The sequence below is a fragment of the Paenibacillus sp. HGH0039 genome, assembly GCF_000411255.1.
GTDB lineage: Bacteria > Bacillota > Bacilli > Paenibacillales > NBRC-103111 > Paenibacillus_F.
Genome location: NZ_KE150413.1, coordinates 1560346 through 1586922 on the forward strand (window position 1 = coordinate 1560346; position 26577 = coordinate 1586922).

Consider the following 26577-nt stretch of genomic DNA (forward strand, 5'->3'; position numbering starts at 1 on the left):
CTTTCCCTCCCTTGTAGCCCTGATATGGATTCTGTAACAGTCGTATTTTGCATTGCATCCGTGCCGTAAGCAAGCCGCCGGCAAAAAGACCCGCAGTCTCATGTTCGTAACCGAACGTGAGGCTGCGGGTCTTTTTTTACAAGCGGGCCGGACATTCAGGACCCGATCGCCTGCATGCCCTGAGAGTGGCGGTACAGCTCCTCGTAGTAGCCTTTCTTGGCGAGCAGCTGCCGGTGGGTGCCTTCCTCCACGATCTCGCCGTGCTTCATGACAATGATCCGGTCGGCGTGCATAATCGTGGACAGCCGGTGGGCGATGAGCAAGGCCGTCCTGCCTTCGGAGACGACGGAGAGCGCCTTCTGCACGAGCTGCTCCGTATGGGAGTCGAGGTTGGCCGTAGCTTCGTCGAGTATGAGAATTCTCGGTTTGAACACGAGAATGCGGGCGAACGACAGAAGCTGTCTCTCGCCGGCCGAGAGGCCGCTGCCGCGTTCCGAGAGCCTCGTGTCATACCCGTCCTTGAGCCGGGTGATGAGCGGATGGGCGCCGACCGCCTTACAAGCGGCGGTCACCTCATCGCGGCTGATTTCCTGCCGGAACAGCCGCACGTTGTCGAGGATCGTCCCGGAGTACAGGTACGGTTCCTGCTGGACGAGCCCGATCATCCGGTGAAGCGTATCCTGCGGAATGCGCCGGATATCCGTACCATCGATCGTGACGCTTCCGGCATTCACATCATAAAAACGGGTAAGCAGGGAAATCAGCGAGCTTTTGCCCGCGCCTGTCGTTCCGACAATCCCGATCATTTCCCCCGGTTTAATGTGCAGGTCCAGATTCCGGAGGACCTTGCTTCCCTCCACATAAGAAAAATCCACGTGATTGTAGTCGATTTTTCCGGCTGTTTTTTTCCAGTCGACTTCGGTTTTATCTTCATCGGCAGGTTCTTTTACATCGGGTTCCGTGGATAAAATGTTCCACAGCCTCTCCATCGAAACGGAAGCCGATTGCAGCGTATTCCACTGTTGGGTAATCTGGTTGATTGGCTGAAAAAACTGGCGGATGTAGGTAATAAAGGCGTAGAGCACACCGAATTCGATACTGCCGCCGAGAAAAGCGAGTCCGCCGAGCCAGACGAGAAGGGCCACGGATATGTTGCCGAAAATATCGAAGGACCGGTTGAACAGCACGTTCGTGCGGATTTCTTTCAAGTTGGCTTTCAAGTACTGCCCGTTGCGGTCGCTGAAACGTCCGAACTGTTCATCCTGCTGGTTGTACGTCTGAATCAGGCTCATCCCGGCGAGATTTTCAGCCAGGTAAGCGATGAGACGAGAGAGCTGTGCCCGCGTCTCCTGGTAAGCTTTTCGCAGCATGGAACGGAAAAGGACGGCGATCACCGCGATGACCGGCAGAAGAAGCATGCTGTACCAGGCGAGCGTGGCGTCCAGCTGAAACATGAAAACGATGATAAGCACCAGGGTCATCCCGTCCCGGACGAGACTGAGGAATACCTGAGTGAAAAATTGGCTGATCGTCTCGGTATCGCTCGATTCGAGCGTGACCAGGCTTCCGATCGGATAACGGTCGAAGAAAGACATCGACAGCTTTGAAATATGAGCGAACAAATTTTTGCGGATACTGGCGACAATGCTTTGTCCGGCGTACTGGAGCAGGTTGTTCTGGACGTAGGTAAAAGCAAAGTTGACGACGGACAGCCCCAGATAAAACAGGCCGATGATCAGAAGCGGCCGCATGGCTCCGCTTCCGCCGAAGAGGTGGTCGTCAATGGCGATTTTGACGAGATACGGCTGCAACAGCTCGGCGATGATGGCGATCAGTGAGCAGAAAAAAATGCCGATGAACGTCAGCTTGTGCGGCTTGGCATACGTCAGCGTCGCCTTGAATGCGGCGAGCCTGCCCGGGCGCGGGCCCTCTTTCGGTTCGGAGGCTCCGTTGTTTTTCGCGGTATCCGCCGTTTGCCCGGCCCCCGCACAATTCTGCCCGGCCGAACCGGCGGAAGCCGATCCCCTTGGAGCTTTTGCGTCCGGTGATTTCGGATTAGGCATGCCGGGTCCCCTCCTCCTGAATCTGATACAGGGAAGCATACAAGCCCGGACGGGCGAGCAGCTCCTTGTGCGTGCCCCGCTGCACGATGCGGCCTTCATCCAGGACGACGATTTCGTCCGCATGCTTGACCGCACTGATGCGGTGCGCGATGATCAGCGTTGTTTTGTCGCGGTGGGCGGCACGGATTTGGCGGACGATGTTCGTTTCGGTCACGGCGTCCACGGCGCTTACGCTGTCATCGAGAATGAGGATGGGCGCCTGCTTCATGAAGCCGCGTGCCAGGCTCGCTCTCTGGCGCTGGCCGCCGGACAAGGTGATGCCGCGTTCACCGAGCTTCGTTTCGAACCCGCGCGGCAGCTCCGTGATGCTGCTGTAAATCTGCGCCTCGCGCGCGGCCTGCTGCATTTCGTCGTCCGCCGCATCCCGCCGCGAGAAGGCGATGTTGTCCCGGATCGTCGTGCTGAACAGAAAGCCGTCCTGCGGGACATAGGCGATCTGCGAGCGCAGGCTTTCCAGCGTAACCCGGCGGATATCGTGGCCTGCGATAAATATCGTGCCCGCGGGCGGATCGTAGATGCGCAGGAGCAGCTTGACGAGCGTTGTTTTTCCGCTCCCCGTGCGTCCGATGATGCCGAGCGTCCTGCCCGGCTCCACTTTCAGGTCGATGGCTTCCAGAGCGCGGCGGTCCGAACCGGGATAGCGGAAAGACAATCCGCGGATGTCCAGCTCTCCCGCCCCGTTTTCCAACTGCTCGGCTTTTGCTTCCTCCCGGATATCCGGTTTTACGGCCAGCAGGTGATTGAGCCGCTCCAGCGACGCGCGCGAACGCTGCATCATATTGATCACGTTGCCGATCTGCTGCAGAGGAGTCATCATCATCCGTAAGTAGAAGGTAAGGGACACGAAGCTGCCGAGCGTAATTTGGCCGTGCAGCGTCATATAGCCTCCGGCGAGAATGGCAATGATCATCGAAAAAGAACCCATCAGGGGAAGAAGGGACTGGAAAAGCGACGACATCCGGACGAGCCGAAGCTGCTTTTCCCGGATCGCGTCGACGTTCCGGCCGAAACGCTCGTAGGCGATTTCTTCGGCCGCGAACGTTTTGGTCACGCGGATGCCGCCGAACTGTTCCTCGGCCGATTCGGTCATCGTGGCGAGCGATTCCTGCACTTCAAGAGACCGGGAGCGGATACGCGGCCCGAGGAACACGACGATGAACGGAATAAAAGCCATAGGCGCGAGACTCAGCGCTATCAAGCCGAAAGGAATGGAACTGAAAGACATCATGACAAAAGCGGAGAGAATAAAGAAGATGGCATTGGTGGTTTGGTTGACTCCGTTCGAGATGGACTCTCGGACGGCCGTCACGTCGTTCATGACGTAACTGAGAAGCTTGCCGACACCGTGCCTGGAGAAATAATGCTCGCTGAGCGTGGAGAAATGACGGAACAGCTTTTGCCTCGTCGCGTATTCGAACCGGCGTCCGAGCCGGGCGTTCGTATACTGGCCGATGCCGAAAAGCACTCCGTAGGCCACACCGATTCCGAGAAGCTGCATGCCATAGCTGGCAACCGTGTGGGATGTGGCGACTTTCAGCTGCAGATCGTCCGTAAATTCTCCCAGAACCCGGGGGAAAAACGATTGTACCACGTTAGACAGGATAATAAAGGCGACCCCGACCGAATACAGTCCCAGGTTCGCTTTCACATAATTCCGAAGCAGCCTCTGACTGCCCATGCCACCACCTCCTCAGGGATAAACTCATTTCTTTATTGTAAAGGCCAATGGAAAAAGCGGGCAAGGCAGCTACAGCGCCATATAGGCGGAAATGAGACCGTACGGCGGACAAAACGGGCTGTAAGCGATTTATTTCCGAGAAAATCGAAAGATTTGGAGAACGTCTCCAATTAAAGGACTGAGAATGGCTGAAATAAAGAGGCCGGACAATTAAAAAGCCCCCGTCATGGGAGCTTTTGCTCTAGTGCATCTCTGAAGCGGGGAACGCCGTAAGAGGCGACCATCTTCGGATATCCGTGTTTTTGAATATTCCTTGTAATGGATATCCGGATCCGGAAATAGGGGAGGTTCGTCCCGTTCGGCCGAATGTCAGAGACGGTCGCCGGAGGCGGGCTTCACTGAAAGTCTGCACAATCGGCTTCGTAAACTTCACCATAAACGGTCCTGTACCCTCACGGTCCAATAACCTCACATGCGGCATCAACTTGCAGCCTCTCCGAACGGTCTCCCTACCCGCCCTGCTCAGGAGCGTACGGCGCGGTCTGCGTTGACCCGGCCGTACACCCAGTACGTCCCCGTTCCGAAAATCGGATCGGCGTTAAACAGAATCGCGTCCCGGATTTGCGCATTCGTACGGCCCTGTCCAGCAAGGAGAGCGGCTACACCCGACACGTGGGGAGCGGACATGGACGTGCCGCTGAGATAGGCGTAGCTGGAGCCGGGGAACGTCGAGAGGATCGTCGTCCCGGGCGCGGCGACCTGTACCCAGCTTCCGCGGTTGGAGAAAGAGGAAATGTTGTCGGCCGAATCTGTGGAAGCTACGGATATAACCGTCGAATAAGCGGCCGGATAGTTGGGTGTCGTGCTTCCGTCATTCCCGGCCGAAGCCACGATGACCGAGCCTTTGCCCCAGGCGTAATCGAGCGCGTATTGGAGAGTAGTCGAACTGTACGGGGAACCGAGACTCAGGTTGATGACCTTGGCGCCGAAGAAGGAGGCGTATATGATCGCGTTGGAGATATTGCTTACTGTTCCGCTGCCGGAGTTGTCAAGAACGCGGACAGGCTGAATGGAAGCGAGCGGGGCGACGCCGGCGATTCCGATCCCGTTGTTCGTAACGGCGGCCGCAATGCCCGCCACATGGGTGCCGTGTCCGTTGCCGTCACTCGGATTCGAATCATTGTCCACGTAATCGTAACCGGGAACCAGATGCGCGGCCAGATCCGGATGAGTCAGCTCGACTCCCGTATCCAGGACGGCGATGACGACCGAACTGGCGCTTTGCGCCACATCCCATGCCGAGGGCGCCGAAATTTTTTGCGGACCGTACTGATAGAGGCTGAAATAAGGGTCGTTAGGGATGGCAAATACATTCACATCCGAGGAGGACTGCCCTTTTCCTTGCTTTTTGCCGCCGGAAGGCGCGGACTCGAACGCCTGATACCTATAGTTTAATTCGGCATACTCCAGCACTTCGTGTTTTTCATAACGCTTGATCGTTTTGCGAAGGGGCTGCTTCGTGAACAAAACCTGGTGACCGAGCGTGCTGCATGTTTCCAGCACCTTGCATTTGTATTTTTTATGAAGTTTTGCAATAAATTCTTCCGGGGTGTCCGGCTTGAATTTCACGATCAGTTGGCAGGGCTGATGGGGTTCTTTCGGCAATTCTTTTTGATGGAAAATGAAAAAAACGACGGCTGCGGCGGCAATAAAAGCGAGTACGGTGATCAAAGTCGTCATGGATCATTCCTCCCGGATTCGATTAGAAATCTCTCTATGCTATGAACCGCAAGATTGAGAGGATTGGGGGGTTGTCCTTTTATAAAAAATAATCGCATATATTTAACAAATTTAATGATGGACGCGCTTACAACTTATGCTTATAATGCGGAAAGGGCTTGAGAATCGGAAAATTTTCCCGATCGATTGGACGCTTAAGCCGGAAGGGTGAATCCGTTGTCGACGAACATACGAAAAATGCTGATCATGAACTTTGTGTCGTCCATCATTTTTATTTACATCGGGATTTTTGTGAACCTGTATATCTGGCAGGCCAATACCAGCATTTTTGAAATTTCCTGGTTCAACATGGTGATGTTTTTCGGCTGGGGATTTTCGTTCGTTCTCGGGGCGAAGCTGCTCTACCACCGCACGATCCGCCTGCTGCTCGCCTTGTCCGCATTCGGAGGTGCGGCGGCATTTATTATGCTGACGTTCCTTACGCTGGAGAACCGGATTCTGTGGATCGCCCTGATCGGATTTCCGGTCGGTCTCATGTGGGGGTTCTATACGGTCGCCCAAAATCTAAGCGTTTCTTTTTCCGGGAAAGGAACTGAAATCGCTTCCTTTTTTGCGGCGAACAATCTCATCGCTTCGATTCTGTCCATGGTTATTCCTATTATTTCGGCCCAGTTTATCGGCTGGTTCGGTTATGAAAGCTCGTTTGTTCTGATGTTTGTCTTTCTGATCGTCATGCTGGTTTTCTCGGCTACCATGCCCCGTATCGCCCTGCCCAGAACGGAGACGCCCGGGCTCGGCTTCTGGCGGCAGCTTCAGTGGAAGCGGGTTTTCGGCGACCGCCATTCCGTCTGGCTGATCCTTTCGATATTGGCTGGAGGCGTATTCCTTCAGTTTCAAAACCTGTTTACGCTCGTCTTCACGTTCACGGTTACCCAAGATAAGCTGCTGATCGCACTGCTGAACCTGCTCTACACGGGGGCGGCCTTTCTCGGGCTTATTCTGTACCGGAAGTTCAAATGGAACGATCAATTCTGTCTCTGGCTCGGCGTTCTTCTGCTGTCGGCCGGGTTTGTGATCGCGATGTTTCCCCTCAAACCGCTGCTGATCCTCTCGAATGTGCTTACGGCGTTCGGCATGTTTTTCTTTGCGATGATCTGGAACGCCCAGCAGTTTCAATGTATCGAGGACTATGCTCCGGGCCGGAAAGCGGCTTTCCTCATCTGGCGGGAAAGCATGCTGGTCGGCATGCGGATTGTGCTGCTCGTATTCATTATGTCCTTGGATAAACTGGAGGGCTGGCTGTACATTTCCATCATCGGCGTCACGCTCGTCAGTCTGATTTCGATTCCGGTCGTACAGGCGAAAGCGGTCAGGCTGATGGCCGACGGCCGGAAAAAAAGAGAGGGCGCGGAACCTCTCCGGGAGGAAGGAAATCCGCCTCGGCCGCCTACTTTTTCTGCCTGAATTGCCTGTGAAACTAGGCCGGAATAACCGGATTTGGGACTATCTTCCCAGATCCGGTTTTCTTTTTGCACCGAGGATGGTGCAAAAGGTTTGATCTTTTCAGTTGGAAGCGGTTGCGTTATCTTGGGCTTACAGGAACCTTTCCTTTACAAAATGTTTAAGCCATACAGAAACCGTTTTAAATCGGAAGGAGATACCCCAAATGGAGAAAGAGTTTTCCGTACAGAATCCGTTAGGTATTCACTCGCGTCCCGCAGGGGCACTTATGAAAAAAGCAAAAGCGTTTACATGCGACATCACGATTGCCAAGGGCGACAAAAGCGTTAATGCGAAAAGCATCGTCGGGCTGCTTTCCCTGGAAATGCGTTACGGCGATAAAGTAACGGTCAAAGCTTCCGGCGAACAGGAAGAAGAAGCGGTAAACGAGCTGGGAACCATGCTCGAATCCGTACTTGAATAGGTGACCGGATGATAGAGGAGAGAGAAACCGCAAGCGTAAAGGGCATCGCGGCCGCTCCCGGCTATGCGATGGGGAAAGCGCATTTATGGCAGCCGCAGGCAGAGAAAGCACCGCGCAGAACGCTGGCGGAAGAGGAAACCGCAGCCGAGGTTGCAAGGCTGGAGGAGAAGACACGGGAGGCGCTTGACGAGCTTCAGTGCCTCAAAGAAGAAACCGCTCTCAAACTGGGCGAGGCTCACGCCGAAATCTTCGAAACGCACATGCTGCTGCTCGAAGACGACGATTTCGTCGGGGCGGCGGCCGACGCCGTCCGCTCGGAGCGGCTGAACGCCGAAGCGGCCGTGGAAGACGCGGCGAAGGCGCTCGTGGAGCTGTTCGAGAACATGAGCGACGCCTACATGCGCGAACGCGCCTCGGACATCCGCGATGTGGCGGGCCGCCTTCAGCGCCTGCTGCGCGGGGAATCCGCCGGCGATATGGGCGGCGGGGGCGAAGCGGTCGTCCTCTTCGCCCATGACTTGACGCCGTCGGATACGGCGCGGCTCGACCGCAGCCGCATCGCCGGCTTCGTTACGGCGGTGGGCGGCCGTACCTCGCACTCGGCGATCATGGCCCGCTCGCTGGAAATTCCGGCGGTCGTCGGCATGGGCGCGGGAGCCGCGCGGGTACAGCCCGGCGACTACGTGATCGTGGACGGAGGCGAAGGCACCGTGCACATCAACCCCGATGCCGGGCTGCTGGAGCTGTACCGGAGCAAGCAGGTCCGGTACGAAGAGCGCCGCTCGCGGCTGGGCGCCTACATCGGACGCCCGACCGAAACCGCGGACGGGCATCATGTCGAGCTCGCCGCGAACATCGGCAGCCCGCAGGACGCCCAGGCCGCCAGAGACGGCGGAGCCGAAGGCATCGGGCTGTACCGGACGGAGTTCCTGTACATGGGGCGCGATACGATGCCGACGGAAGAAGAGCAGTTTCTGGCCTACAAGATCGTGGCCGAAATGTTCGCCGGCCAGCCGGTCGTCATCCGGACGCTGGACATCGGCGGAGATAAAGAACTTCCTTACCTGAGCCTGCCGAAGGAAGCGAACCCGTTCCTGGGCTATCGCGCTATCCGCCTCTGCCTCGACCGGAAGGATCTGTTCCTCACGCAGCTGCGCGCGATACTCCGTGCGAGCGCTTACGGCAATGTGAAGATCATGTATCCCATGATCTCGAACATCGAAGAGCTCCGCCAGGCGAACGCGGTCCTGGCCGATGCCAAAGCCGGGCTGGACGCGGAAGGCATCAAGTACGCGCAGGACATCGAGGTAGGCATCATGATCGAGGTGCCGGCGGCGGGCATGGCGGCCGATCAGCTGGCGCGCGAAGCGGACTTCTTCAGCATCGGGACCAACGATCTCGTGCAGTACATGATGGCGGCCGACCGGATGAACGAAACGATCGCGCATTTGAGCGAACCGTTCAATCCCGGTGTGCTCCGGCTGATCCGCCACGTGATCAGGGCGGCGCACGAGAAAGGCCGCTGGGTCGGCATGTGCGGCGAAATGGCCGGCAGCGTCATCGCGATTCCGCTGCTGCTGGGCATGGGGCTGGATGAGTTCAGCATGGGAAGCGGCTCCGTCGCTACGGCACGGGCGCTGATGCATAAGCTGAACCGGAGCGAGCTGAGCCTTCTGGCGGACGAAGCGCTGGAACTGGATACGGCCGAGGAAATTCGTCGGCACATCATAAGCCGGGTTCCGGCCGTGGCGGAGTGGCTGTAAACTTTTGCGCGGGCCGGCCCGATATACCGGTAAGTCTATAAATACCTCCGAATGAAAGAACGCTCGCTTACGAGTGAAATCAGCGGAAACTGCGGATGCGGTACCGCGGCGGGAAAGGCCTTGTTTTTCTTCCGTACCGGCGGGCGGGGTAGTGGTACAATAGACGTTAACAGGATGAATATGCAGGAGGGGATATCATGACGCTCACAACGCGATCTCGTGCACTGCTCAAAAAAATCGTCTATTCCCACAGTCCGCTCCGCATCAAGGAATGTGCGGAAGAGTTTCAAGTCAGCGAACGAACCGTGAAATACGATCTCGAATCCATCCGGCTTTGGCTGCAGCAGGAGCAGATTGAACTGCTGTCGAAGCCGAGCCGGGGGATCTGGATCGACTGCAGCGATACGGACCGCATTCATCTGCTGGAGAAGCTGGATGCGGTCGGCGAGCACGTCTTTCTGAACCAGCAGGGACGGATGAGGCACATGCTGATCGATCTGCTGCTGCTGGACGGCTACCTCACCATCGGCGAACTCGTCGTTAAGCACGATGTAAGCCGGAACACCGTTCAGGCGGATTTGGCTTTGGCCGATCAGCTGCTTGCCGACTCGGGACTGACGTTGAACCGCACCCGGCACGGAATCCGGGTAAGCGGTTCCGAAATGAGAAGGAGGGCCGTGCTGGAGCATGTGATCCAGGACCTGCTGGACGGCAACGACATGTTCCAGATCGTGCAGGGAGTCGTGCAGGAGCGTAGGCCGCACCTCCACTTCAGCAAGCTGCTGGAATGGTTTCTGCAGCCGGTGCGCGATCTGGACCGCGTGTTCGAGGATGTGGGCTCCCTGGTCCGCGAAATCCGGGAGAAAACCCAGCTGCTGCTGACGGACAATGCGATCATCGGGGTGTTTATCCGGCTCTGCATCGTCATTCAGAGGCAGCGCCCGGCGGAGGAACAACCGGCCGCCGATTCCGGCGAACGCCCTGCCGCCTTCGATCAGCGGACGCTGGCCGGCTATCACCTCAGCATCTCGGATTTATTCCGGCAGAAGCTGACGGGGCTGTTCGCGGAGCTGGAGCTTCCTCTTTCGGAAGAGAACATCCGCTACGTCAGCCTTCCGGCAATCGGCCTGATCCCCCCGCTGCTTGAAGCGAGGGATGAAGAAGGGGCGCAGCTGCCCGACGCTTTTGCCGTGACGAAGAAACTTATCGACAAAGTCAGCGAGTCGGTTCATGTTCGGTTCCGCAAAGATCCGGATCTCATGCAGCATCTGCATGCGCATATCGCAGACAAACTGAACAAGTACAGCTACGGAGTCGCGGAGCCGAATCCGCTGCTTCAAGAAATACTCAGATCTTACCGGACCATGTTCGAAACCGTGAGATCCGCCTGCGGAGAAGTATTTTCCCCTTACGGCATTCTATTATCGGACTCGGATATCGCTTATATTGTTCTTCACTTTCAGGCCGCTTTCGAACGCAGGCAGGAAGTCCAGCGGTACCGGGCACTGGTCGTATGCGGAACCGGCCGGGGGACATCGAAGCTTTTGAAGACGGTCATCGAAAACGAAATCAAGACACTCCAGGTCGCGGCTTTCTGTTCCGTGATGGAGTTCGACAAGCAGGTTGTCGGCGATTTCGATCTGGTCATCAGTATTTTCCCGATTGAAGCGCACGTACCCGTTGTGGTAGTCAATCCGATTCCGGATAAGAACGATTTCAAATCGATCCGGCTTAGGCTTGAAACCCTGGAGAAACATGGGGGTGCGGAGGGCGCGTCGGCAGGCCGGTCATCGAGCCTGCAGCGGCCCGAGCTTTCCTATCTGGAGCAGAAATTCCAGGATATCATCTGGAGAGGCTTCGAACTGAGCCGGGCAATCCGGACACGTTTCGCTCCGTATCTGAATGAAGAGAGACTCGAAGGCTTGACGCTTCATCTGCTTTTTATGATGAACCGCATCGCATTCGATACGGCTTATATCCAGACGGGCTCCGCTCCTTCAGCCGAAGGGGCGGAAGGCGAGCTGGCGGAGGAATTAAAAATGCTGCTTTCCGAACATCGCATCCACGCGACGGAAGGCGAAGTAATGGCCATTCTACGGTACTTTGAGAGGAGTGCGTAACCATGAAAGCGGATTTGTTGATCCACGGAGGAACAGTAATCGATCCATCCACAGGAATATCCGGTGCATTTGACGTTGCGGTCAGCGGAGGGAAAATCACAGGTGTATTCAAGCCGGGTACGGCTGCCATAGAGGCCGGGCAAACGCTCGACGCTTCGGGGAGTTATGTATCGCCGGGTTTCATCGATATTCATACCCACATTTATGAAGGCGTGCCTGCCATGGGCGTAGCCCCTGACCGCGTCGGAATCGACCAAGGGGTAACGACCGTTGTCGACGCCGGCAGCTCGGGAGCCGCCAATTTCGACGATTTCGTCCGCAGAAGCATAGAGCCGAGCAAAAGCCGCGTTTACGCCTGGCTGAATATCTCGGCGCCGGGCCTCGTAGAAGGACGCTCGGAGCTCGCCGATCTGACCAAGCTCGATCCCAAGGAAGTCCTGGCGGTTATCGACCGCAACCGGGACCGGATTATCGGGATCAAGGCCCGCATGAGCGGCTCGGTTGTCAAAACAAGCGGCATCCGGCCTCTGCAGATCGCCAAGGATACGGCGAGGGAAGCCGGCCTTCCGGTGATGGTCCATATCGGCAACGCCCCGCCTCAACTCGGAGACGTGCTGGATCTGCTGGAAGCCGGCGATGTCGTCACGCATGCCTTCCACGGTAAAGCGGGCGGCATCCTGAGCCCGGACGGAGGCCCGATTCCGCAGGCGGTCCGCGCGCTGGAACGCGGCGTCCTGTTCGATGTCGGACACGGCAGCTCCAGCTTCAGCTTCGATACGATGGTTAAAGCGAAGGAACTGGGCATTGATCCGTACTCCATTTCCACGGACTTGTATCTGGAGAATCTGGAGCGCGGACCGGTTTACAGCCTCGCCCTGACAATGACGAAGCTCCTGGCGATGGGTTATTCCCTGGAGCAGGTTGTGGCCTGGTCCACCGTGGCCCCGGCCAAAGCCATTCAACGCGAAAACGAAATCGGCACCCTCCGCGAAGGCGCCGAAGCGGACATCACCGTATTCCGGCTTGTGCAGGAGCCCGTTTCCCTTACGGATTCGGAAGGCAAGACAGTTCAATACGATCAGCAGCTGCTGCCGCAATATACTTTAAGAGCTGGAGCGATACACCATGTACAACGTAAATGAAGTCCTGGAAGAAATTCCGCAAAAAACGGAAACTTCTCCCGAAAAGCTCGAAGTGGTAAAAGACCTGTTAACGAAACTTCGTCCGATGTCGCAAGAGATCGGGCTTAGTATACCGCATACGAAAGCCGTCATCATCGGCATTCATCTTCTCGCTTTCCTGAGAAGAGTCGATCAGGACGAATATTTGCCGGAAATCGAGCCGGAGATGTTCGAGGAGATCAGTGCGGAGTCCATAGATCTCAGCAAGCGCTTGTTCTCCGACTACAACATGCCGCCGCAAAGGAAACTGGATGACGCCGAAGTATTCTTCCTGGCTGTTCATTTCGAAGCGGCCAAAACCAACCTTTGAGGAGTGAAAGTTCATGGAAAAAGTGAAAGTAGTTATCGGTGATCGTCTCGGTAAAGGCCAGAACGTGGCAAAAGGGGTAGAGGCTGCGGGCGGCGTCGCGATTGTGATTCCGGGCGTAGGCGCTGACATGAAGCTCGGCGACATGATGAACAAGGAAAACGCGGATTTCGGCATCTCCTTCTGCGGAAGCGGCGGAGCGGGTGCGGTTACGGCGAATACCAAATACAAATATCCGATGGAATTCGGCATGCGTTCCATTGATGCGGGCGTTACGGCGATCCGCGAAGGTAAAAAAGTTCTTGGGTTCGGTTTCATGGATGTCGAAGAACTCGGCCGCCGTTTAACCGAAGAATATATCAAGAAAAACGGGAGGTAAGCCATGTTTCAGGAAAAGCCGTTAACACTCGTCGTAAGCGGGATGTCGGAAACCAAGCAGGGAGCTTTTCAACAGGCTCTGACCCGCATGAAAAGCCAAATTTCGAAGGAGACGTCAGATGTTCTTCTGCAAATCGAGCCTCAGGATGTGGAAGTCGTTTCGGCCCATTTGACGCAATACAGTGAGAAGTTTCTCGGATTCTTATTTCCGCGGACGAGAACTCGCTACGAGGTGACTCTGCGAATAACGGTCAAACTGAAATATGTAAACCTTTCGGAAGTGGAATTTACAGAAAATAAAGAGAACCTGAGCAAGTATCAGCGTCTGCTTCATATGCGCTGAGCTGCCGGGGCAGCTGTTTTGTGTGAGGATAGAGAGAACTGGAGACCACCTGTAGACTGAAGTTTTGGGGGATACACATGAACACATTGATGATCGTATTTGAGTCCATTATTATCGGACTCCTGGTCGGTTTCGGGGTCGGAGCCGGCGCAGCGCGGATGTTCCACGCACCGAACGTCCAAGGGATGGGCGCGTTCCGGACATTCGGCGAGCTGAATGCCTGCGAAGGCGACGCCGTCGCTCACTTCTCGTTCGGCCTCGGCTTCCTGTTCAACGCCTGGGCATCCGTCGTGGGCGCAGGCGCCCTGACCCAGGACGTCGACCATCGGATCATTCCGCACTGGTCTGCCGCTGCGCTGCTTTCCCGTAACAAAAAGCTGGAAGAAACTCTCCACGATCCGCGTAAAATGGCTTGGGCCGGTGCGATTATCGGCGCCGTAGTGGTCGCGCTTCTGAACTCGACCGCCGCCGCAATTCCGGCTTCGCTGCAATCCGTGGCGACGAAGGTATTGGTCCCGGCGGCGAACTGGCTGATCAATCCGATCATGCCGATCGTATTCTGGACCGCAGCCATGGATGCGGGCAAACGGACCGGCGTATGGGCGACCATGCTCGGCGGTTTCTCCCACCTTGTCATGGGCAACGCCGTGCCGGGTATCGTGCTGGGGATTCTGATCGGTAAGGGTGTAGACGACAGCGGCTGGAACCGGATTACGAAGACCATGCTCGTTGCCGTTATCCTGCTGTTCATTTTCAGCGGATTCTTCCGCGCGTTTGACGTGGCGCTTCTTAAGAGCATGAGCCTGACAACGCCGCAGTGGCTTATCGACCTGCACGCATTCTTCGGATCGGTGGTGAAATAACATGGAAAATAACTTGCAAAAAGGCTTCTGGTATTCCGAGTGGGCATTTGTTTTATTCGTCGCTTGTCTTTCTTCTGGGATTTTCGCCGGAACTCACTTATACTATGTATATCATGTAGGCGCTTTTAACGATATCGCGATCGTCGCCATGCTGGAAGCCGGTCTGAAGGGCGGCAGCTACGGGGCCGCAGCGGCATTCGGCGCAAGCTTCCTGTTCGCCCGTATTCTCGAGGCCCCTCTGGTCGGTATCCTCGACATCGGCGGCTCGCTTCAAACCGGAATCGGCATCGGTGTGCCGGCTCTTATGCTCGGCGCCGGTATGACGGCACCGCTCACGAACTTCCCGCTGGCACTTCTGACAGGCGCCGTACTGGGCGTAGCCGTCGGTGCAGTCATCGTCCTGATTCGTAAATTTACGATCAACGCCTCGAATTCGACGTTCGGAGCGGATGTCATGATGGGTGCGGGGAACGCCTCCGGGCGTTATCTGGGCCCGCTGATTGTCATCTCCGCCGTTATGGCTTCCATTCCGGTCGGGATCGGCGCAACTATCGGCGCAGCTATTTTCTACTATTACAAAAAGCCGATCGCCGGCGGCGCGATTATCGGAGCCATGATCCTCGGCGCGATCTTCCCGATCGTAACGAAATAAGCGAGATTGGCGAAAATTAGCTCTGCACGACAAGATGTTCATACCATGGATTCAAATCAAGGATAGAGGAGAGAGACCATGAGTATTTTCGAGCGTTACGGTTGTAAGCAAGTCATCAATGCAAGCGGCAAAATGACCGCCCTCGGAGCCAGCGCCGTCCACAAAGATGTGGCGGCGGCGGTTGCCGAGGCGGCAATGGACTACGTGGACATCAGCGAGCTGATGGTGCAGGCCGGCAAGGTCATCGCCGAGGTGACGGGCGCCGAAGACGGCTGTCCGACCACAGGCGCGGCCGGAGGCATCGCGATTTCGGTCGCGGCCGTTATCGCCGGCACGAGCCTGTCGCTGATCGAGCGTATTCCGCTCACCGACGGCCTCCGCAACGAGATCGTCATCCAGAAAGGCCACTCCGTCCATTTCGGAGCGTCCATTCCGCAGATGATCGCGATCGGCGGCGGCAAAGTCGTCGAGGTGGGCCAGGCCAACCACGTGGAGAAAGACCACATCGCGGAAGCGGTCACGGACAAAACCGCCGCCCTGCTGTATGTGAAGTCTCACCACGCGGTGCAGAAGGGCATGCAGTCCATCGAAACGATGGCGGCAATCGCCAAGGACAAAGGCATTCCGCTTATCGTGGACGCGGCTGCCGAAGAAGATTTCCGCAAGTACGTCGCGATGGGCGTGGAGATCGTCGTGTACAGCGGCGGCAAAGCCCTTGAAGGCCCGACGTCCGGCTTCATCTGCGGACGCGCGGACCTGATGGTCGCCTGCAGGGCGCAGTACAAAGGCGTCGGCCGTCCGATGAAGATCGGCAAGGAGGGCATCATCGGCCTCCTGACCGCGCTTCGCCGTTACGACAACCGCCCGGACGAGTCCCAGCAGCAGCGTGAGCGCATGGAATGGCTCATCGCGGAGCTGAAAGACGTTCCCGGCGTGAAGGGTGCCATCACTCAGGACGAAGCCGGACGCGCCATCTACCGCGCGCAGCTCACCATTGACGCGAAAGCCGCCGGCAAAACCGCCTACGAGCTCATCAAGGAGCTCGAATCCGGCAGTCCGGCCGTGTACACTCGCAATCATTACTCCAACCTCGGAATCATCAGCGTGGACCCGCGTCCTCTGCTGGAAGGCCAGGAGCGTGTAATCGCCCAGAGAATCAAGGAAATTCTGCAAGCCTAGTCTTTAAAAACCCGCTTAAAGATAAAGGAGATGGAGAGAACGAAATGGCACAACCGACGATTAAATTAAACGTATTAGCGAAAACGGCTGAAAACGCCAAGCAAATCGTAGAAGCAGCGGAAGGCCGCGTGTATGTGGGCCTGATGGTTAAGAACTTCCCGTCCGTGGATGAAGCGGTTAAAACCGTAGAGGAATTTCAAGCCGCAGGCGTACCGGTTTCGGTAGGTCTCGGCGCCGGCGATCCGGCGATGTGGAGCAAGGTTGTGGACGTTTCCGTCCGCACGAAACCGGCTCACGTCAACCAGGTGTTCCCGGCTGCGGGCTACACGCTCGGAGCTATGCGCGCGGTGGGCAGCGAAGATACGCTCGTGAACGCCTTGATCACGCCAAGCGGAACGGCCGGTCAAGTCAGAATCGCCACGGGACCGACCAGCGTTTCTTTTGAAAACGACACGATTTCTTGTGAAGCGGCAGCGGCTATGCTCGCTGAAATCGGCGTTCACTCCGTTAAGTTCTATCCGATCGGCGGAACGCAGCATTTGGACGAGTTGGCGGCAATGGTGAAAGCTTCCGTCGCACAGGGAATCAAAATTTTCGAACCGACCGGCGGCATCGACATCGATACCATCGGCAAAGTCGTGGAAGTTTGTGCGGAGAACGGGGCGGAAATCATCATTCCTCACGTGTACACGTCGATTATCGATTCCGCAACCGGTTTGACGCGCATTGAAGATGTGAAGGAATTGCTTCGCGCTATTTCTTAATAGATGCTGTAAAAAGCCCAATACCGCATGCAGGCTGGAGCCGTATGCGGTATTTTTGCTGAGAATAGGGCAATTCCAAGTAAAGAGTAGATAATTGTGCCCTTTATTCGCCGAATTTATCCCTTATGAACTTTGTCTATTTATGGTGTAATAAGGGTACGGGTCAGCTTCAATTTCACACTCCACACGTTCTGGTACTCTCGCAATTCCGGGGAGTACACTTTTTTTTGTCCGGAGATTGGATCCGCTGCAAATCAGAAGCAAACCGTGGCAAAATCGAGGCGTTCTTTCCACAATTATTATTTAAAAAGGATTGTATGCTATGGAACTACAGACTGTTTTGGAGAAAGCGTATCAATTGGCAGGGGAAAAGCTGAAGGACGAACCGACCGGACACGACTGGTGGCATATTCACCGTGTAACGCGTTTGGCCAAGCTTATCGCGAAGAAGGAGAACGCGGACGAGTTTGTGTGCGAAATGGCTGCTTTACTGCATGATCTCATTGACGAGAAGCTGGTGGACGACAAAAAGAAGGAAACCGAGAAACTCGCCGCGTGGCTGGCGGACAACGAGGTGCCCGGCGAAGCGGTCCGGCATATCCTTGACATCATCGGAACCTTGTCTTTTCAGGGCGGAACCGGCACAAAGATGAGCACACTCGAGGGCAGGATCGTCCAGGATGCGGACCGGCTCGATGCGATCGGAGCCATCGGCATAGCGCGGACATTCGTTTACGCGGGGGCGCGCGGAAGCCTGATTTATGATCCGCATCTCGAACCGCGCTCTGAAATGACGGCGGAACAGTACCGAGAAGGCAAGAGCACCGCGATCAATCATTTTTACGAGAAGCTTCTCAAGCTTAAAGAGCTGATGAATACGGAAACCGGCAGGCAGCTGGCCGAGGAACGGCATGAGTTTATGGAGCAGTATCTGGTGCGGTTTTATTCCGAATGGAACCTGGGAAAGGGCCTGTAGTTCCGGCAGGCGAGAGCGGTAGAAGTCGAACGGTAAGACGCTCTCGCAAGGTGACAACGAAGCGTCCTGTTTAAGTGGATATTTGTATCCCTTTCTGTAAAAATTTCCCCCTGCCGCGGCGGGAGGAAGTGTGATGTAATAAAGATAGCCGACAGCTGCTTGGATTCCAAGAGAGTCGGCTCTTTTGATGCGCAGCCTCTCGAAGTACGGGCTCCGGGGTTTCATCAAACGCCTTGCAGGGTAAGTAAGAATTGTAGAGATAACCAATAACCCTCTAAGGAGATGAGATACCATGGACAACAACGTATTCAAAGGGAAATGGAAACAGCTCAAAGGGGAAGCGCAAAAACAGTGGGGTAAACTCACGGACGACGACATGGATGTTATTAATGGCGAGAAAGATAAACTTGTAGGAAAGCTTCAAGAGCGTTACGGGCATACGAAGGATGCCGCGGAGGACGAATATCACCGCTGGTCCAGCAACTACCGTGACGAAGCTCCCGCAGACGCCGATCGCCGTATCTAAGCAGGCCAATTAGTAGAAAAGAAACGGAGCGTGCTCCGTTCCTATAAGAAGAAACCGGATCCTCGTGATCCGGTTTCTTTGCATATCCGGGTAAAGTGAAGCCGCCAGAAGCGGAAATGAGGCATCTTAGCGCAGGGCGGGAAGAGGCCCGTTTTTCAGGCGCAAAAAACGGGCCGCCGGATGAGCGAACCCGTTTGATCGTTTACTTTTCAAAAACTTGAATGACAAGCGAAGCGAGCTTTTGCATAAGCGTCTCTTTAGGCGCCCCGGCAGCCGGTTTTTCCCCGGCTTGTACCACGCTGTTTGCCTGGTCGCCCGCTGGCCCAGCCGATGCCGCTTTGACCGCGGTCTGTGTTTTGGCGGCCGCCGAATCCGGCGAAACTTCACGGTAACTCAGAAAATCGGTGTAAAAGCCGTGCACGCCGATTTTTTTCAGCTTGTTGATTTCCTTCAACTCATTCACCGTATGGACATAGACGGGAACACCCAGGCTGCTCAGGCCGCCGATCATCGTAGAGGTAGCCCGTTCGACCGGCATCGCTACCGCCTTGATGTTATTTTTCTTCACCAGCGAGATGATTTCTTTTTCGGAGTAGCTGGTCATGTAGATGGAGAAGAAATAGTTTGGAAAATCATAGATCTTCTTCACTTGGTTGATCATGTCGATTTCGTACAATTCCGGAACAATGCGTTCCAGAAGAGCCGGATTTACCGCTTTTGCTTGTTGAACGATAAGCTGGAACTGCTTCTGTACGACTTCCGGGTCTTCGCTTTTCGTATCGGTTACGATGTAGGCATCGGGGTACTGCTCCAGCAGTTGAAGCAGCAGATCGAGATCAAGAGGCGTATATTTGTTCAAAATTTTGTGCCGTTTGAATTCCGCCAAGGTGACAGGTCCGTCTTTAAGATGATCGGGAAGGGTCGGCTGCAGACGATCGGACAAATAACGGAGCCAGTCGTGCCGTGCCGCGAGCTGGCCGTCCGATGTCAAGTTAAGATCGACTTCGAATAGGCGGTGACCTTTTTCGTAATTGATCAGAAAAGCTTCATATGAGTTTGTGAGAGTTTCACCGGAAATTCCGCCCATCGCATGAGCGATCAGGGTCTGATCGGTCCAAGGCTCCGCTTCTTTGGCCGATGCATGCTGGAAAGGCAGCAGCGCCAGCGTAAGCAGAAGAGCGAGAACTCCCGTTAAGTGTTTGTTCACTAAAACAACCTCCTTCATGTTATTCATCTTCTGTCTCAACACCTCAAAGCGGGGATTGAGCGCATGACGTATGGGTTGTTAGAAACTAACTTTATTTACCCGGTAAAATTGGAGTGAAACAAGAAATTAGGCACGTATGCTTATATTTTGTCGAAATTTGGAATTTTAGTCCTATTATAAGCATCGGATTTTAGGTTTATAAAGAGAGGAAATTGGCGTTAAAAATCCCAACTTTTATATAAAATGAATGATAAGTGAATCTAAATTCGGCTTATAAAATAATAAATTCGTCTATTTGAATAGAAATACGCATAAGTTTATTTCAAAATGATAAAAAGTCGTTTAGAATGGAGTTATCCATATATTCAGACACGAAAGAAGATGACTCTCTTGAAATTTTCCGCTGCCCGTTTGAAACTGCTGCTGCAATTATTCGGTTCGTTCGCCCGCATCGGCCCCGTTTCCTTTGGCGGAGGCTTTGCCATGCTGCCCATTCTCGAACGGGAGATCGTGCTGCGCCGCCGTTGGCTGGACGAGGACGAATTCGGCGAAGTGATTTCGGTGTCGGGAGTCGCTCCCGGCGGAGTGGGCGTGAACGCGGCCGCCTTTATCGGCTACAAGCTCGGAAGCGTTCCCGGCATGCTTGCCGCCGTTTTCGGCATGATGCTGCCTACCTTCGTGCTGGTGCTTATACTCGCTATTGGCTTTTCCGCGTTCAGGCAGTATCCTAAAGTTATTGCGGCAATGGAAGGCATTCAGATGGCGGTTCTGGCTCTGATCGCTTACGCGGGATTGAAGCTGCTGCGCTCTTCGGTATTCGACGGCGCTTCGCTGTTTGTCTTCGCAGGTTCTATCGCGGCTCTGCTTCTAACGGGAATCCACCCTCTGCTCGTCATGCTGCTTGGCGTCACCGCCGGCTGTGTGCTGGTGCTGGCAAAAGGACATTTCGGCTTCGCCGTTCGCTTCGAGCCTAAGAAACGGAGACGGGAGCGGTCCGCTGATCCGGCCGTTCCCCGTTATCCCGAGCTCGAATGTTATTTCGGCGAAGGCATATAAGGGGGAGAGTCAAGATGCTGATCACCCTTTTCTGGACGTTCCTCAAAATCGGAATTCTCTCCTTCGGGGGCGGATTCGCGATGATTCCGGCCATTCAGCATGAAGTCGAACTGCAGGGATGGCTGACGCCGGAGCAGTTTTCGGAAGCCGTAGCGATTTCCGGCATGGCGCCGGGGCCGCTGGCGACGAACTGCGCGATTTATATCGGCAAAATGACGATGGGGCTTCCCGGAGCGGCGGCTGCCGTGCTGGGCATGGTACTCCCGTCGGTCGTTCTGATCGCGGCCGTCGCGCGTTTCTTCTATGCCATCCGGACGCACCGAACCGTCAAAACCGTCTTTTACGGGCTGCGTCCCGTCGTGGCCGCGCTGGTCGTCGTGGCGGCTCTGCGCCTTGGCTTTACCTATTTCCGGGCGGAATGGTGGACCTGGAAGACCGGCGTTTCGGCGGCCATTTTCCTGCTGGCGCTGCTGGGGCTTACCCGTTACCGGATGCATCCGTTGTCCGTTATTCTGCTTAGTGCGTTAGTGGGTGTAGCGATTTATGGTTAACAGTCCGATTTCCGAGCGCATCGGAAACCGCAAACAAAAAGAGTTGTTCGAGCTGATCCGCCAGGGCGGGACGGTCTCCAAGATCGAGCTGCTGGAAGAAAGCGGCTTGACCGTAAGCACACTTACCCGGCTGCTGGACGAATTGTGCGCACAGGGCCTGATCGCCGAATCGGGGCACGGCCCGTCCACGGGCGGCCGCAGACCGGTTCTTTACCGAATTCAGGCGGATTACGGCTGCGCATTCGGTGTAGATATATCCCGTACTCTTTCCCGTCTCGTCCTGACCGACATGCAGATGAAGGTCCTTGAATCGAGGACGTGGGAAATGAAGGAGGGGCTGACGCCGGATGTGCTGCTGGCGTCCGTCGCCGACGAAGCGGAAGCCATGCTGCAGCGCAGAGATTTTTCCCCCGGACATGTGCTCGGCATGGGTGTCGGAGCCGTAGGCCCGGTAAACCGCGAGGAAGGCGTCATCCTGAATCCGCGTTATTTCCCGACGCCCGGCTGGAACGGCGTGCCCGTCCGAAATATGCTGGAGGAACGGCTCGGGCTGCCCGTGCTCCTCGATAACGGAGCAAATACGGCGCTTCTCGCGGAATCTTGGTCCAGACAGAAACGTTCCTTCCGTCATATGCTGTATGTACACTTAGGCGTCGGCCTCCGCTCGTCCATGCTCAGCGAAGGGAAGCTCATCTACGGGGCCGTCGATATGGAAGGCTCGATCGGGCAGATGATCATCCAGACGGATGGCGTCGCCCCCCGGTCCCAGGAGGGGAATTACGGGGCGCTGGAGTCCTATGCATCCATTTATGCCGTCGAACGCGAAATACGTGCGCGGCTCAAGCAGGGACGGCCCAGTGTGTTATCCGCGCTCGGCAGTCCGGATGCGATTACGTTCCGCGAGATTGTGCAGGCTCTCCACAGCCGGGACCCGCTGGCGGTTGAAGTCATCACGCAGGCCGCCGTCTATTTCGGCATCGGGCTTGCCAATCTGCTCAATATGCTGCATCCGGAGAAGGTCGTGCTCGGAGGACCGCTTATTTCGACGAATGATTTATTCTTCTATACCGCCACACAGACCGCGATAAAGAAAACTTATTATTACCCCGACTACCAGGTGCTATTCAGCAAAGGAAGTTTCGGAGAGGAAGCCCTCGCCATCGGGGCGGCAGGACTGGTTATCCGCCAGCTGTCAGCGATCTAAGGTTGTGGCGGTTCATGATCTCAGAAAAAAAGCCGAGCTCTGATTCGGCTAGATAACATATCCTTTAATTGGTGGAGTTGATAAAAAAAGGAGAGAACAGACATGGAGAAATTGTTCACTAGCAGTGTATTTACACCTCCGCACGGATTTACGGGTGGAATCGAAGGGCCCGCCTGCGATGCCCAAGGGAATTTGTATGCCGTTAATTATGCGAAAGAAGGTACCATCGGCAAAGTAACGCCGGCAGGCCAAAGCAGCGTGTTCGTGGAGCTTCCGAACGGCAGCATCGGCAACGGAATCCGTTTTACGCGGGCCGGAGAGATGCTGATCGCCGATTATAAGAACCATAACGTGCTGAAAGTAGACATGGTCACCAAAGCCGTTACGGTCTGGGCGCACGGACCCGGAATGAACCAGCCGAACGATATTGCGATCTCGGCAAACGATATTGTTTTTGCAAGCGATCCGAACTGGAGCAACAACACGGGGAGTATTTGGCGGGTGACCCCGGGCAATGTGACGCTTCTGGAGAGCGGAATGGGGACAGCCAACGGGATCGAAGTTTCACCGGACGGGAAAAAGCTGTATGTGAACGAATCCGTTCAGCGCCGGATCTGGGTATACGATCTGACCGAAGCGGGCGCGATTTCCAACAAGCGTCTGTTCATCGAGTTCCCCGACTTCGGACTGGACGGCATGCGCTGCGATTCGCAGGGCAATCTGTACAGCACCCGTTTCGGCAAAGGAACGGTCCTGAAGATTTCCCCTCAGGGCAACATTCTTCAGGAAGTCGTTCTGCACGGCAAAAACTGTACCAACCTGACTTTCGGCGGTCCGGACGGCAGAACGGTCTATGTCACCGTAGCGGACAACGGCAACGTGGAAAAGTTCCGCACGGACGCCCCCGGCCGATGCCGGGTACTCAGCGGGGTCGTCACTTCTTAGACCCCTTTCATTTGAATCAAAAAAAGACTTGGTTCCGTACGCTTCCTTCGGGAAGCGTACGGCCAAGTCTTTTTTATCGTGCCGTTATTTCAGTTCATTCACTTGTTTGACCGGTGTCGTTTGAATGGGCAGGTTTTTGGAATCGATCACTTTCACCTGCAAGTTCACCGGTTTCCCGGGTTCAGCGGCATCTTTCGGGACGATGGCGGAGAGCGATTGGCGGCTCTCGTAAGTCGTCTTTAGGGCCTTGTCGTTCAAATAGACGACACACCCCGGAGCAAAGTTCTTGCCGCTGATTTCGACGGAAGAATCTCCGCTGCTGCCTCCGGCCGTGCTTTGGTGAAGCGGCGACACATTGTCGATCGTCATCTCACCGAAGCCGAGTGTGTATTTCGGATTGATGATCTTGTCGCGGAAGCCGTTAAAGCTGTACTGCTCCCCGAACAGCACGTCATACTGGAGCATCCGGTACTCCGTCACATCCTGCTCGGTCAGCTTCATGCGGTCGTAATGATTCCGGGGCGGGATCATCGGGAACTTTTTGGACAAGGAGAACAGGTAGTCCGTGTACGGCGTTCCTTCGCGCTGCGCCAGATTCAAAAGATAAGGCCCGAGGAAGGAAGCGCTCATGTCGAGCTTATCCTGGTGCTTCGGCAAATAGTTATCCCAGACGACGACCGGCAGGGTGTACATTTTATCCAGTACGGCTGCGGAATCGTCATCGTCCTTCAAGTATCCGGTATCTTTGTAGGCCTGGAAGTTATTGCCCATGGCCGGAAGATGGTCGCCGAACAGCATGATGATCGTCGGCTCGCCTTTCTTCTCGTAATGTTCCACGAGCATTTTGAGCGCGGCATCCGTATTATGAACGCCCTGGGCGAGTGTTTCGATCATGCCCTTCGTTTCCTCCGGGAAATTGCCGCTCGCTTTGATGGTGTTCTGTTTGAATTTATCCGGTGTAAACGGCGCGTGATTCTCCATTGTGTTCGCGAATACAAAGTCAGGACCGGACGTGCTGTCGACCTGCTCGATGATTTTGTTCATCACCGCTTTGTCGGCCAGATAAGGACCGTTGTATTCCGGCTCGAAGTACTCCTGAGAAATGAATTTGGAGAATCCGAAGTTCTGGTACACGTTGCGGCTGTTGAAAAACCAGTTATGGAACGGGTTAATGGCCGTCGTCTGATACCCTTGTCTCGCTAAAATGCTGGCCAGTGAATCGACGCGTCGGTTCATGTATTGGTTATAGGCGATGGCGCCTTCCGGCAGGAACCGGATCGAATTGCCCGAGAGCACCTCGAATTCGACATTGGCGGTTCCGCCGCCGAACTGGGGCGACAGCATATAACCGCTGGAATAGTTCTGCTGGAGATGGTGGATGAACGGAACCGGATCTTCGCTGAACGTTACGTTCTTCATCCGGGTAGGATCCCAGAAAGCTTCGCCGAGAATGACGATAATGTTCGGTTTTACATTCGGATCTACGTTGGTACGGCGTTCGACCCGCTTCACGAAATTGTCCATATTCCCCTGGCTGTAGCCCTGAGGAGCATCGATGATGATCTGCTCGATATTCATGACGGTGGACAGCATAAACCCGTTGACATGATAGTTATCGGCCTGGTTCCAGGGAATGGTGGAGATATGAAGGGCGGATTTGATCGGAACCGGTTTGTCGAAATAGACGGCGCATGCGAGCGCGACGCCAAGGACACCGAGAACGATGTTCTCTTTCCAGCGGAAGCGGGAATGGGTCCATGGAACGAAATAGAGCAGGGCGACGCTGGCCGCAAGGAAGACGATAATGCCGATTACGATCGTTTTATCGAACAAACCGTTCAAGTATTGGACGATGTCGGTCGTCTCGCTGCTGAGGAACAAATCCCAGGGCAGAAGAGGCACTCCGAGAATTTTGAATTTAATTCCGCTGATTAGACCGCAGATCAGCATGAAAGCGGCTACGATCCAGAACGCGATGCGGCTCCGGCCGGTCAAAGCGGTAAAAACTAGGAACAGGCAGAAGGTCAGCAAATAGTTAAGTACCATTTCCCCCGGACTGTGCTTGACCCAGGATAGGGCGGCCATCACTCCTCCCCGATTTAAAAACTCAATGAAGACAACGAGCAGCAGGGGCCAAACGAATAAGTGCAGCCGACGCGCTATAAAATGAATACCTTTCTGCATCACAGATCTCCTGTTCATTCAATTTACAAACATTTTACATATGATTTGCTCTGTCATTATACCATGTAGAACCAGGTCTCGATACCTAAAACCTTGTAACAAAATCGTTACAATTTCATAAAGAATTTGTGATTATTATCACATGTGGGTGCTCATGCCGAAGGTAAGATGAAACCATGAAAAGCTTCATTGACAAAGGGGGATGCCGCTATGGCAAAGCTCGCGCCTGCCAAGGAAAAGCAGGACATTAAGCCCGCTCCGCAAAGCGGGGCGAACGAGAAGGAACCGGAGCTGAAAGGCGCTTTCGCATCGGTTATGATTCTGGGCGCGTTTATTCTGATTACCTGGTTCGGCGTATTTGCTCTGTACCTTATAAGAAGTTAACGGGACAAATGCGCCAAAAGTTCCGCGAATCGGAAAAAAAAGAGGGGATATTACATGCATATTCATCGTTTGGAGAAAATCTGGATCGTTTTCGGCATCTCCATGCTCATCGTTTTCCTGTCCGTGATCGGCGTATCCGCGTTTGCGATGGGAATGAACCCGCCGACCGGCCATGCGCACACGATCGATCCGGCGAAGGTCGATTTGACGCCGCCTTTCGATCAGCCGGGCCTGAAGAAAGTAGGGGAGAACGAATACGAAGCCGTTATGACCGCTTTCGCGTTCGGTTACAAGCCGGATAAGATGGAAATTCCCGCGGGAGCGACCGTGCATTTTATGATCACAAGCAAGGACGTCGTCCACGGGTTTGAAATCCCGGGCACAAATGTAAACATGATGGTGCTTCCGGGGGAAGTGAATCATCTTACGTATAAGTTCGACAAGCCGGGTTCTTATCTCGTGCTCTGCAACGAATACTGCGGCGGAGCCCACGAATGGATGAAAACGACGATAGTCGTTAACTAAACCC

General features: G+C 55.1%; 25 protein-coding genes. 20 read left to right on the forward strand and 5 right to left on the reverse strand.

Going from position 1 to position 26577, the window contains the following annotated elements:
* Nucleotides 1-155 precede the first annotated feature (155 nt).
* The 3 genes from HMPREF1207_RS21445 to HMPREF1207_RS21455 all read right to left on the reverse strand — a co-directional run bounded on the left by HMPREF1207_RS21445 (nt 156) and on the right by HMPREF1207_RS21455 (nt 5541).
* Nucleotides 156-2063 (reverse strand): ABC transporter ATP-binding protein, encoded by a 1908-nt coding sequence (locus tag HMPREF1207_RS21445; RefSeq protein ID WP_009677238.1) that lies wholly within the window; start codon nt 2061-2063, stop codon nt 156-158.
* Nucleotides 2056-3801: an ABC transporter ATP-binding protein gene (locus HMPREF1207_RS21450; RefSeq protein ID WP_009677248.1), complete on the reverse strand. Its 1746-nt coding sequence runs from the start codon at nt 3799-3801 to the stop codon at nt 2056-2058. Before HMPREF1207_RS21450 ends, HMPREF1207_RS21445 begins: the two co-directional genes overlap by 8 nt.
* 522 nt (nt 3802-4323) lie before the next feature.
* The gene (locus tag HMPREF1207_RS21455) at nt 4324-5541 is read right to left on the reverse strand and encodes a S8 family peptidase (protein ID WP_009677245.1); all 1218 of its coding nucleotides are present in this window, start codon (nt 5539-5541) and stop codon (nt 4324-4326) included.
* A gap of 207 nt (nt 5542-5748) precedes the next feature.
* Here HMPREF1207_RS21455 and HMPREF1207_RS21460 point away from each other — a divergent pair, with 207 nt between their 5' ends.
* The 14 genes from HMPREF1207_RS21460 to HMPREF1207_RS21525 all read left to right on the forward strand — a co-directional run bounded on the left by HMPREF1207_RS21460 (nt 5749) and on the right by HMPREF1207_RS21525 (nt 18517).
* A complete protein-coding gene (locus HMPREF1207_RS21460) occupies nt 5749-7005 on the forward strand; it encodes an MFS transporter (protein WP_442950134.1) in 1257 nt (418 codons plus the stop codon).
* A gap of 202 nt (nt 7006-7207) precedes the next feature.
* On the forward strand, nt 7208-7465 hold the full coding sequence (locus tag HMPREF1207_RS21465) for an HPr family phosphocarrier protein (RefSeq protein ID WP_009677256.1): 258 nt from the start codon (nt 7208-7210) through the stop codon (nt 7463-7465).
* An 8-nt stretch (nt 7466-7473) separates the two neighbouring features.
* Nucleotides 7474-9228, forward strand: coding sequence for a phosphoenolpyruvate--protein phosphotransferase (gene ptsP, locus HMPREF1207_RS21470; RefSeq protein ID WP_009677265.1), 1755 nt, complete (start codon nt 7474-7476; stop codon nt 9226-9228).
* 197 nt (nt 9229-9425) lie between these two features.
* Complete coding sequence (locus tag HMPREF1207_RS21475; protein WP_009677232.1) at nt 9426-11348, forward strand: BglG family transcription antiterminator; 1923 nt, start codon at nt 9426-9428, stop codon at nt 11346-11348.
* A gap of 2 nt (nt 11349-11350) precedes the next feature.
* Nucleotides 11351-12490, forward strand: a complete 1140-nt coding sequence (locus HMPREF1207_RS21480) for an amidohydrolase/deacetylase family metallohydrolase (protein ID WP_009677237.1) — start codon at nt 11351-11353, stop codon at nt 12488-12490.
* Nucleotides 12474-12839 carry a PRD domain-containing protein gene (locus HMPREF1207_RS21485; RefSeq protein ID WP_009677274.1) on the forward strand — a complete coding sequence of 122 codons (366 nt, stop codon included), beginning with the start codon at nt 12474-12476 and terminating at the stop codon, nt 12837-12839. Before HMPREF1207_RS21480 ends, HMPREF1207_RS21485 begins: the two co-directional genes overlap by 17 nt.
* A 13-nt stretch (nt 12840-12852) precedes the next feature.
* Entirely contained in the window at nt 12853-13215 is a 363-nt protein-coding gene (locus HMPREF1207_RS21490) for a glycine-rich SFCGS family protein (protein WP_009677219.1), read from the forward strand.
* A gap of 3 nt (nt 13216-13218) precedes the next feature.
* Nucleotides 13219-13557, forward strand: coding sequence for a DUF4312 family protein (locus HMPREF1207_RS21495; protein ID WP_009677254.1), 339 nt, complete (start codon nt 13219-13221; stop codon nt 13555-13557).
* 77 nt (nt 13558-13634) lie between these two features.
* Nucleotides 13635-14420, forward strand: a complete 786-nt coding sequence (locus HMPREF1207_RS21500; RefSeq protein ID WP_009677250.1) for a DUF4311 domain-containing protein — start codon at nt 13635-13637, stop codon at nt 14418-14420.
* 1 nt (nt 14421) lies between these two features.
* Nucleotides 14422-15072, forward strand: a complete 651-nt coding sequence (locus HMPREF1207_RS21505; RefSeq protein ID WP_009677263.1) for a DUF4310 family protein — start codon at nt 14422-14424, stop codon at nt 15070-15072.
* A 78-nt stretch (nt 15073-15150) separates the two neighbouring features.
* A complete protein-coding gene (locus tag HMPREF1207_RS21510) occupies nt 15151-16251 on the forward strand; it encodes a DgaE family pyridoxal phosphate-dependent ammonia lyase (protein ID WP_009677262.1) in 1101 nt (366 codons plus the stop codon).
* A 44-nt stretch (nt 16252-16295) separates the two neighbouring features.
* Nucleotides 16296-17015, forward strand: a complete 720-nt coding sequence (locus tag HMPREF1207_RS21515) for a KDGP aldolase (RefSeq protein WP_009677236.1) — start codon at nt 16296-16298, stop codon at nt 17013-17015.
* A gap of 322 nt (nt 17016-17337) precedes the next feature.
* The gene (locus HMPREF1207_RS21520; protein ID WP_009677261.1) at nt 17338-17991 is read left to right on the forward strand and encodes an HD domain-containing protein; all 654 of its coding nucleotides are present in this window, start codon (nt 17338-17340) and stop codon (nt 17989-17991) included.
* Between the two features lie 292 nt (nt 17992-18283).
* Nucleotides 18284-18517: a CsbD family protein gene (locus HMPREF1207_RS21525; RefSeq protein WP_009677221.1), complete on the forward strand. Its 234-nt coding sequence runs from the start codon at nt 18284-18286 to the stop codon at nt 18515-18517.
* Between the two features lie 202 nt (nt 18518-18719).
* On the opposite strand, the gene HMPREF1207_RS21530 is transcribed toward HMPREF1207_RS21525, so the two are convergent.
* Nucleotides 18720-19724, reverse strand: a complete 1005-nt coding sequence (locus tag HMPREF1207_RS21530; RefSeq protein WP_009677241.1) for a phosphatidylinositol-specific phospholipase C/glycerophosphodiester phosphodiesterase family protein — start codon at nt 19722-19724, stop codon at nt 18720-18722.
* Nucleotides 19725-20105: 381 nt separating this feature from the next.
* Here HMPREF1207_RS21530 and HMPREF1207_RS21535 point away from each other — a divergent pair, with 381 nt between their 5' ends.
* From HMPREF1207_RS21535 to HMPREF1207_RS21550, 4 genes are all read left to right on the forward strand, one after another.
* A complete protein-coding gene (locus HMPREF1207_RS21535; protein ID WP_016423975.1) occupies nt 20106-20780 on the forward strand; it encodes a chromate transporter in 675 nt (224 codons plus the stop codon).
* Nucleotides 20781-20794: 14 nt separating this feature from the next.
* Nucleotides 20795-21331 (forward strand): chromate transporter, encoded by a 537-nt coding sequence (locus tag HMPREF1207_RS21540; protein WP_009677271.1) that lies wholly within the window; start codon nt 20795-20797, stop codon nt 21329-21331.
* Nucleotides 21324-22535, forward strand: coding sequence for an ROK family transcriptional regulator (locus HMPREF1207_RS21545; protein WP_009677231.1), 1212 nt, complete (start codon nt 21324-21326; stop codon nt 22533-22535). The genes HMPREF1207_RS21540 and HMPREF1207_RS21545 overlap by 8 nt, the downstream gene beginning before the upstream one ends.
* A gap of 102 nt (nt 22536-22637) precedes the next feature.
* Nucleotides 22638-23480, forward strand: a complete 843-nt coding sequence (locus HMPREF1207_RS21550; protein ID WP_009677260.1) for an SMP-30/gluconolactonase/LRE family protein — start codon at nt 22638-22640, stop codon at nt 23478-23480.
* Nucleotides 23481-23564: 84 nt separating this feature from the next.
* On the opposite strand, the gene HMPREF1207_RS21555 is transcribed toward HMPREF1207_RS21550, so the two are convergent.
* Nucleotides 23565-25664, reverse strand: coding sequence for an LTA synthase family protein (locus HMPREF1207_RS21555; RefSeq protein ID WP_009677247.1), 2100 nt, complete (start codon nt 25662-25664; stop codon nt 23565-23567).
* A 210-nt stretch (nt 25665-25874) separates the two neighbouring features.
* On the opposite strand from HMPREF1207_RS21555, the gene HMPREF1207_RS21560 reads away from it, so the two are divergent.
* Nucleotides 25875-26048, forward strand: coding sequence for a cytochrome c oxidase subunit 2A (locus HMPREF1207_RS21560; protein ID WP_009677255.1), 174 nt, complete (start codon nt 25875-25877; stop codon nt 26046-26048).
* A gap of 54 nt (nt 26049-26102) precedes the next feature.
* Entirely contained in the window at nt 26103-26573 is a 471-nt protein-coding gene (locus HMPREF1207_RS21565; protein ID WP_009677258.1) for a cytochrome c oxidase subunit II, read from the forward strand.
* The last annotated feature ends 4 nt before the right edge of the window (nt 26574-26577 follow it).

Coding starts and splice junctions, on each gene's coding strand:
- HMPREF1207_RS21515 (WP_009677236.1), top strand. CDS start 16,296: ATGGCACAACCGACGATTAAATTAAACGTATTAGCGAAAACGGCTGAA.
- HMPREF1207_RS21510 (WP_009677262.1), top strand. CDS start 15,151: ATGAGTATTTTCGAGCGTTACGGTTGTAAGCAAGTCATCAATGCAAGC.
- HMPREF1207_RS21540 (WP_009677271.1), top strand. CDS start 20,795: ATGCTGATCACCCTTTTCTGGACGTTCCTCAAAATCGGAATTCTCTCC.
- HMPREF1207_RS21565 (WP_009677258.1), top strand. CDS start 26,103: ATGCATATTCATCGTTTGGAGAAAATCTGGATCGTTTTCGGCATCTCC.
- HMPREF1207_RS21495 (WP_009677254.1), top strand. CDS start 13,219: ATGTTTCAGGAAAAGCCGTTAACACTCGTCGTAAGCGGGATGTCGGAA.
- HMPREF1207_RS21520 (WP_009677261.1), top strand. CDS start 17,338: ATGGAACTACAGACTGTTTTGGAGAAAGCGTATCAATTGGCAGGGGAA.
- ptsP (WP_009677265.1), top strand. CDS start 7,474: ATGATAGAGGAGAGAGAAACCGCAAGCGTAAAGGGCATCGCGGCCGCT.
- HMPREF1207_RS21485 (WP_009677274.1), top strand. CDS start 12,474: ATGTACAACGTAAATGAAGTCCTGGAAGAAATTCCGCAAAAAACGGAA.
- HMPREF1207_RS21535 (WP_016423975.1), top strand. CDS start 20,106: ATGACTCTCTTGAAATTTTCCGCTGCCCGTTTGAAACTGCTGCTGCAA.
- HMPREF1207_RS21455 (WP_009677245.1), bottom strand. CDS start 5,541: ATGACGACTTTGATCACCGTACTCGCTTTTATTGCCGCCGCAGCCGTC.
- HMPREF1207_RS21555 (WP_009677247.1), bottom strand. CDS start 25,664: ATGCAGAAAGGTATTCATTTTATAGCGCGTCGGCTGCACTTATTCGTT.
- HMPREF1207_RS21465 (WP_009677256.1), top strand. CDS start 7,208: ATGGAGAAAGAGTTTTCCGTACAGAATCCGTTAGGTATTCACTCGCGT.
- HMPREF1207_RS21505 (WP_009677263.1), top strand. CDS start 14,422: ATGGAAAATAACTTGCAAAAAGGCTTCTGGTATTCCGAGTGGGCATTT.
- HMPREF1207_RS21525 (WP_009677221.1), top strand. CDS start 18,284: ATGGACAACAACGTATTCAAAGGGAAATGGAAACAGCTCAAAGGGGAA.
- HMPREF1207_RS21475 (WP_009677232.1), top strand. CDS start 9,426: ATGACGCTCACAACGCGATCTCGTGCACTGCTCAAAAAAATCGTCTAT.
- HMPREF1207_RS21500 (WP_009677250.1), top strand. CDS start 13,635: ATGAACACATTGATGATCGTATTTGAGTCCATTATTATCGGACTCCTG.
- HMPREF1207_RS21450 (WP_009677248.1), bottom strand. CDS start 3,801: ATGGGCAGTCAGAGGCTGCTTCGGAATTATGTGAAAGCGAACCTGGGA.
- HMPREF1207_RS21490 (WP_009677219.1), top strand. CDS start 12,853: ATGGAAAAAGTGAAAGTAGTTATCGGTGATCGTCTCGGTAAAGGCCAG.
- HMPREF1207_RS21560 (WP_009677255.1), top strand. CDS start 25,875: ATGGCAAAGCTCGCGCCTGCCAAGGAAAAGCAGGACATTAAGCCCGCT.
- HMPREF1207_RS21550 (WP_009677260.1), top strand. CDS start 22,638: ATGGAGAAATTGTTCACTAGCAGTGTATTTACACCTCCGCACGGATTT.
- HMPREF1207_RS21480 (WP_009677237.1), top strand. CDS start 11,351: ATGAAAGCGGATTTGTTGATCCACGGAGGAACAGTAATCGATCCATCC.
- HMPREF1207_RS21445 (WP_009677238.1), bottom strand. CDS start 2,063: ATGCCTAATCCGAAATCACCGGACGCAAAAGCTCCAAGGGGATCGGCT.
- HMPREF1207_RS21545 (WP_009677231.1), top strand. CDS start 21,324: ATGGTTAACAGTCCGATTTCCGAGCGCATCGGAAACCGCAAACAAAAA.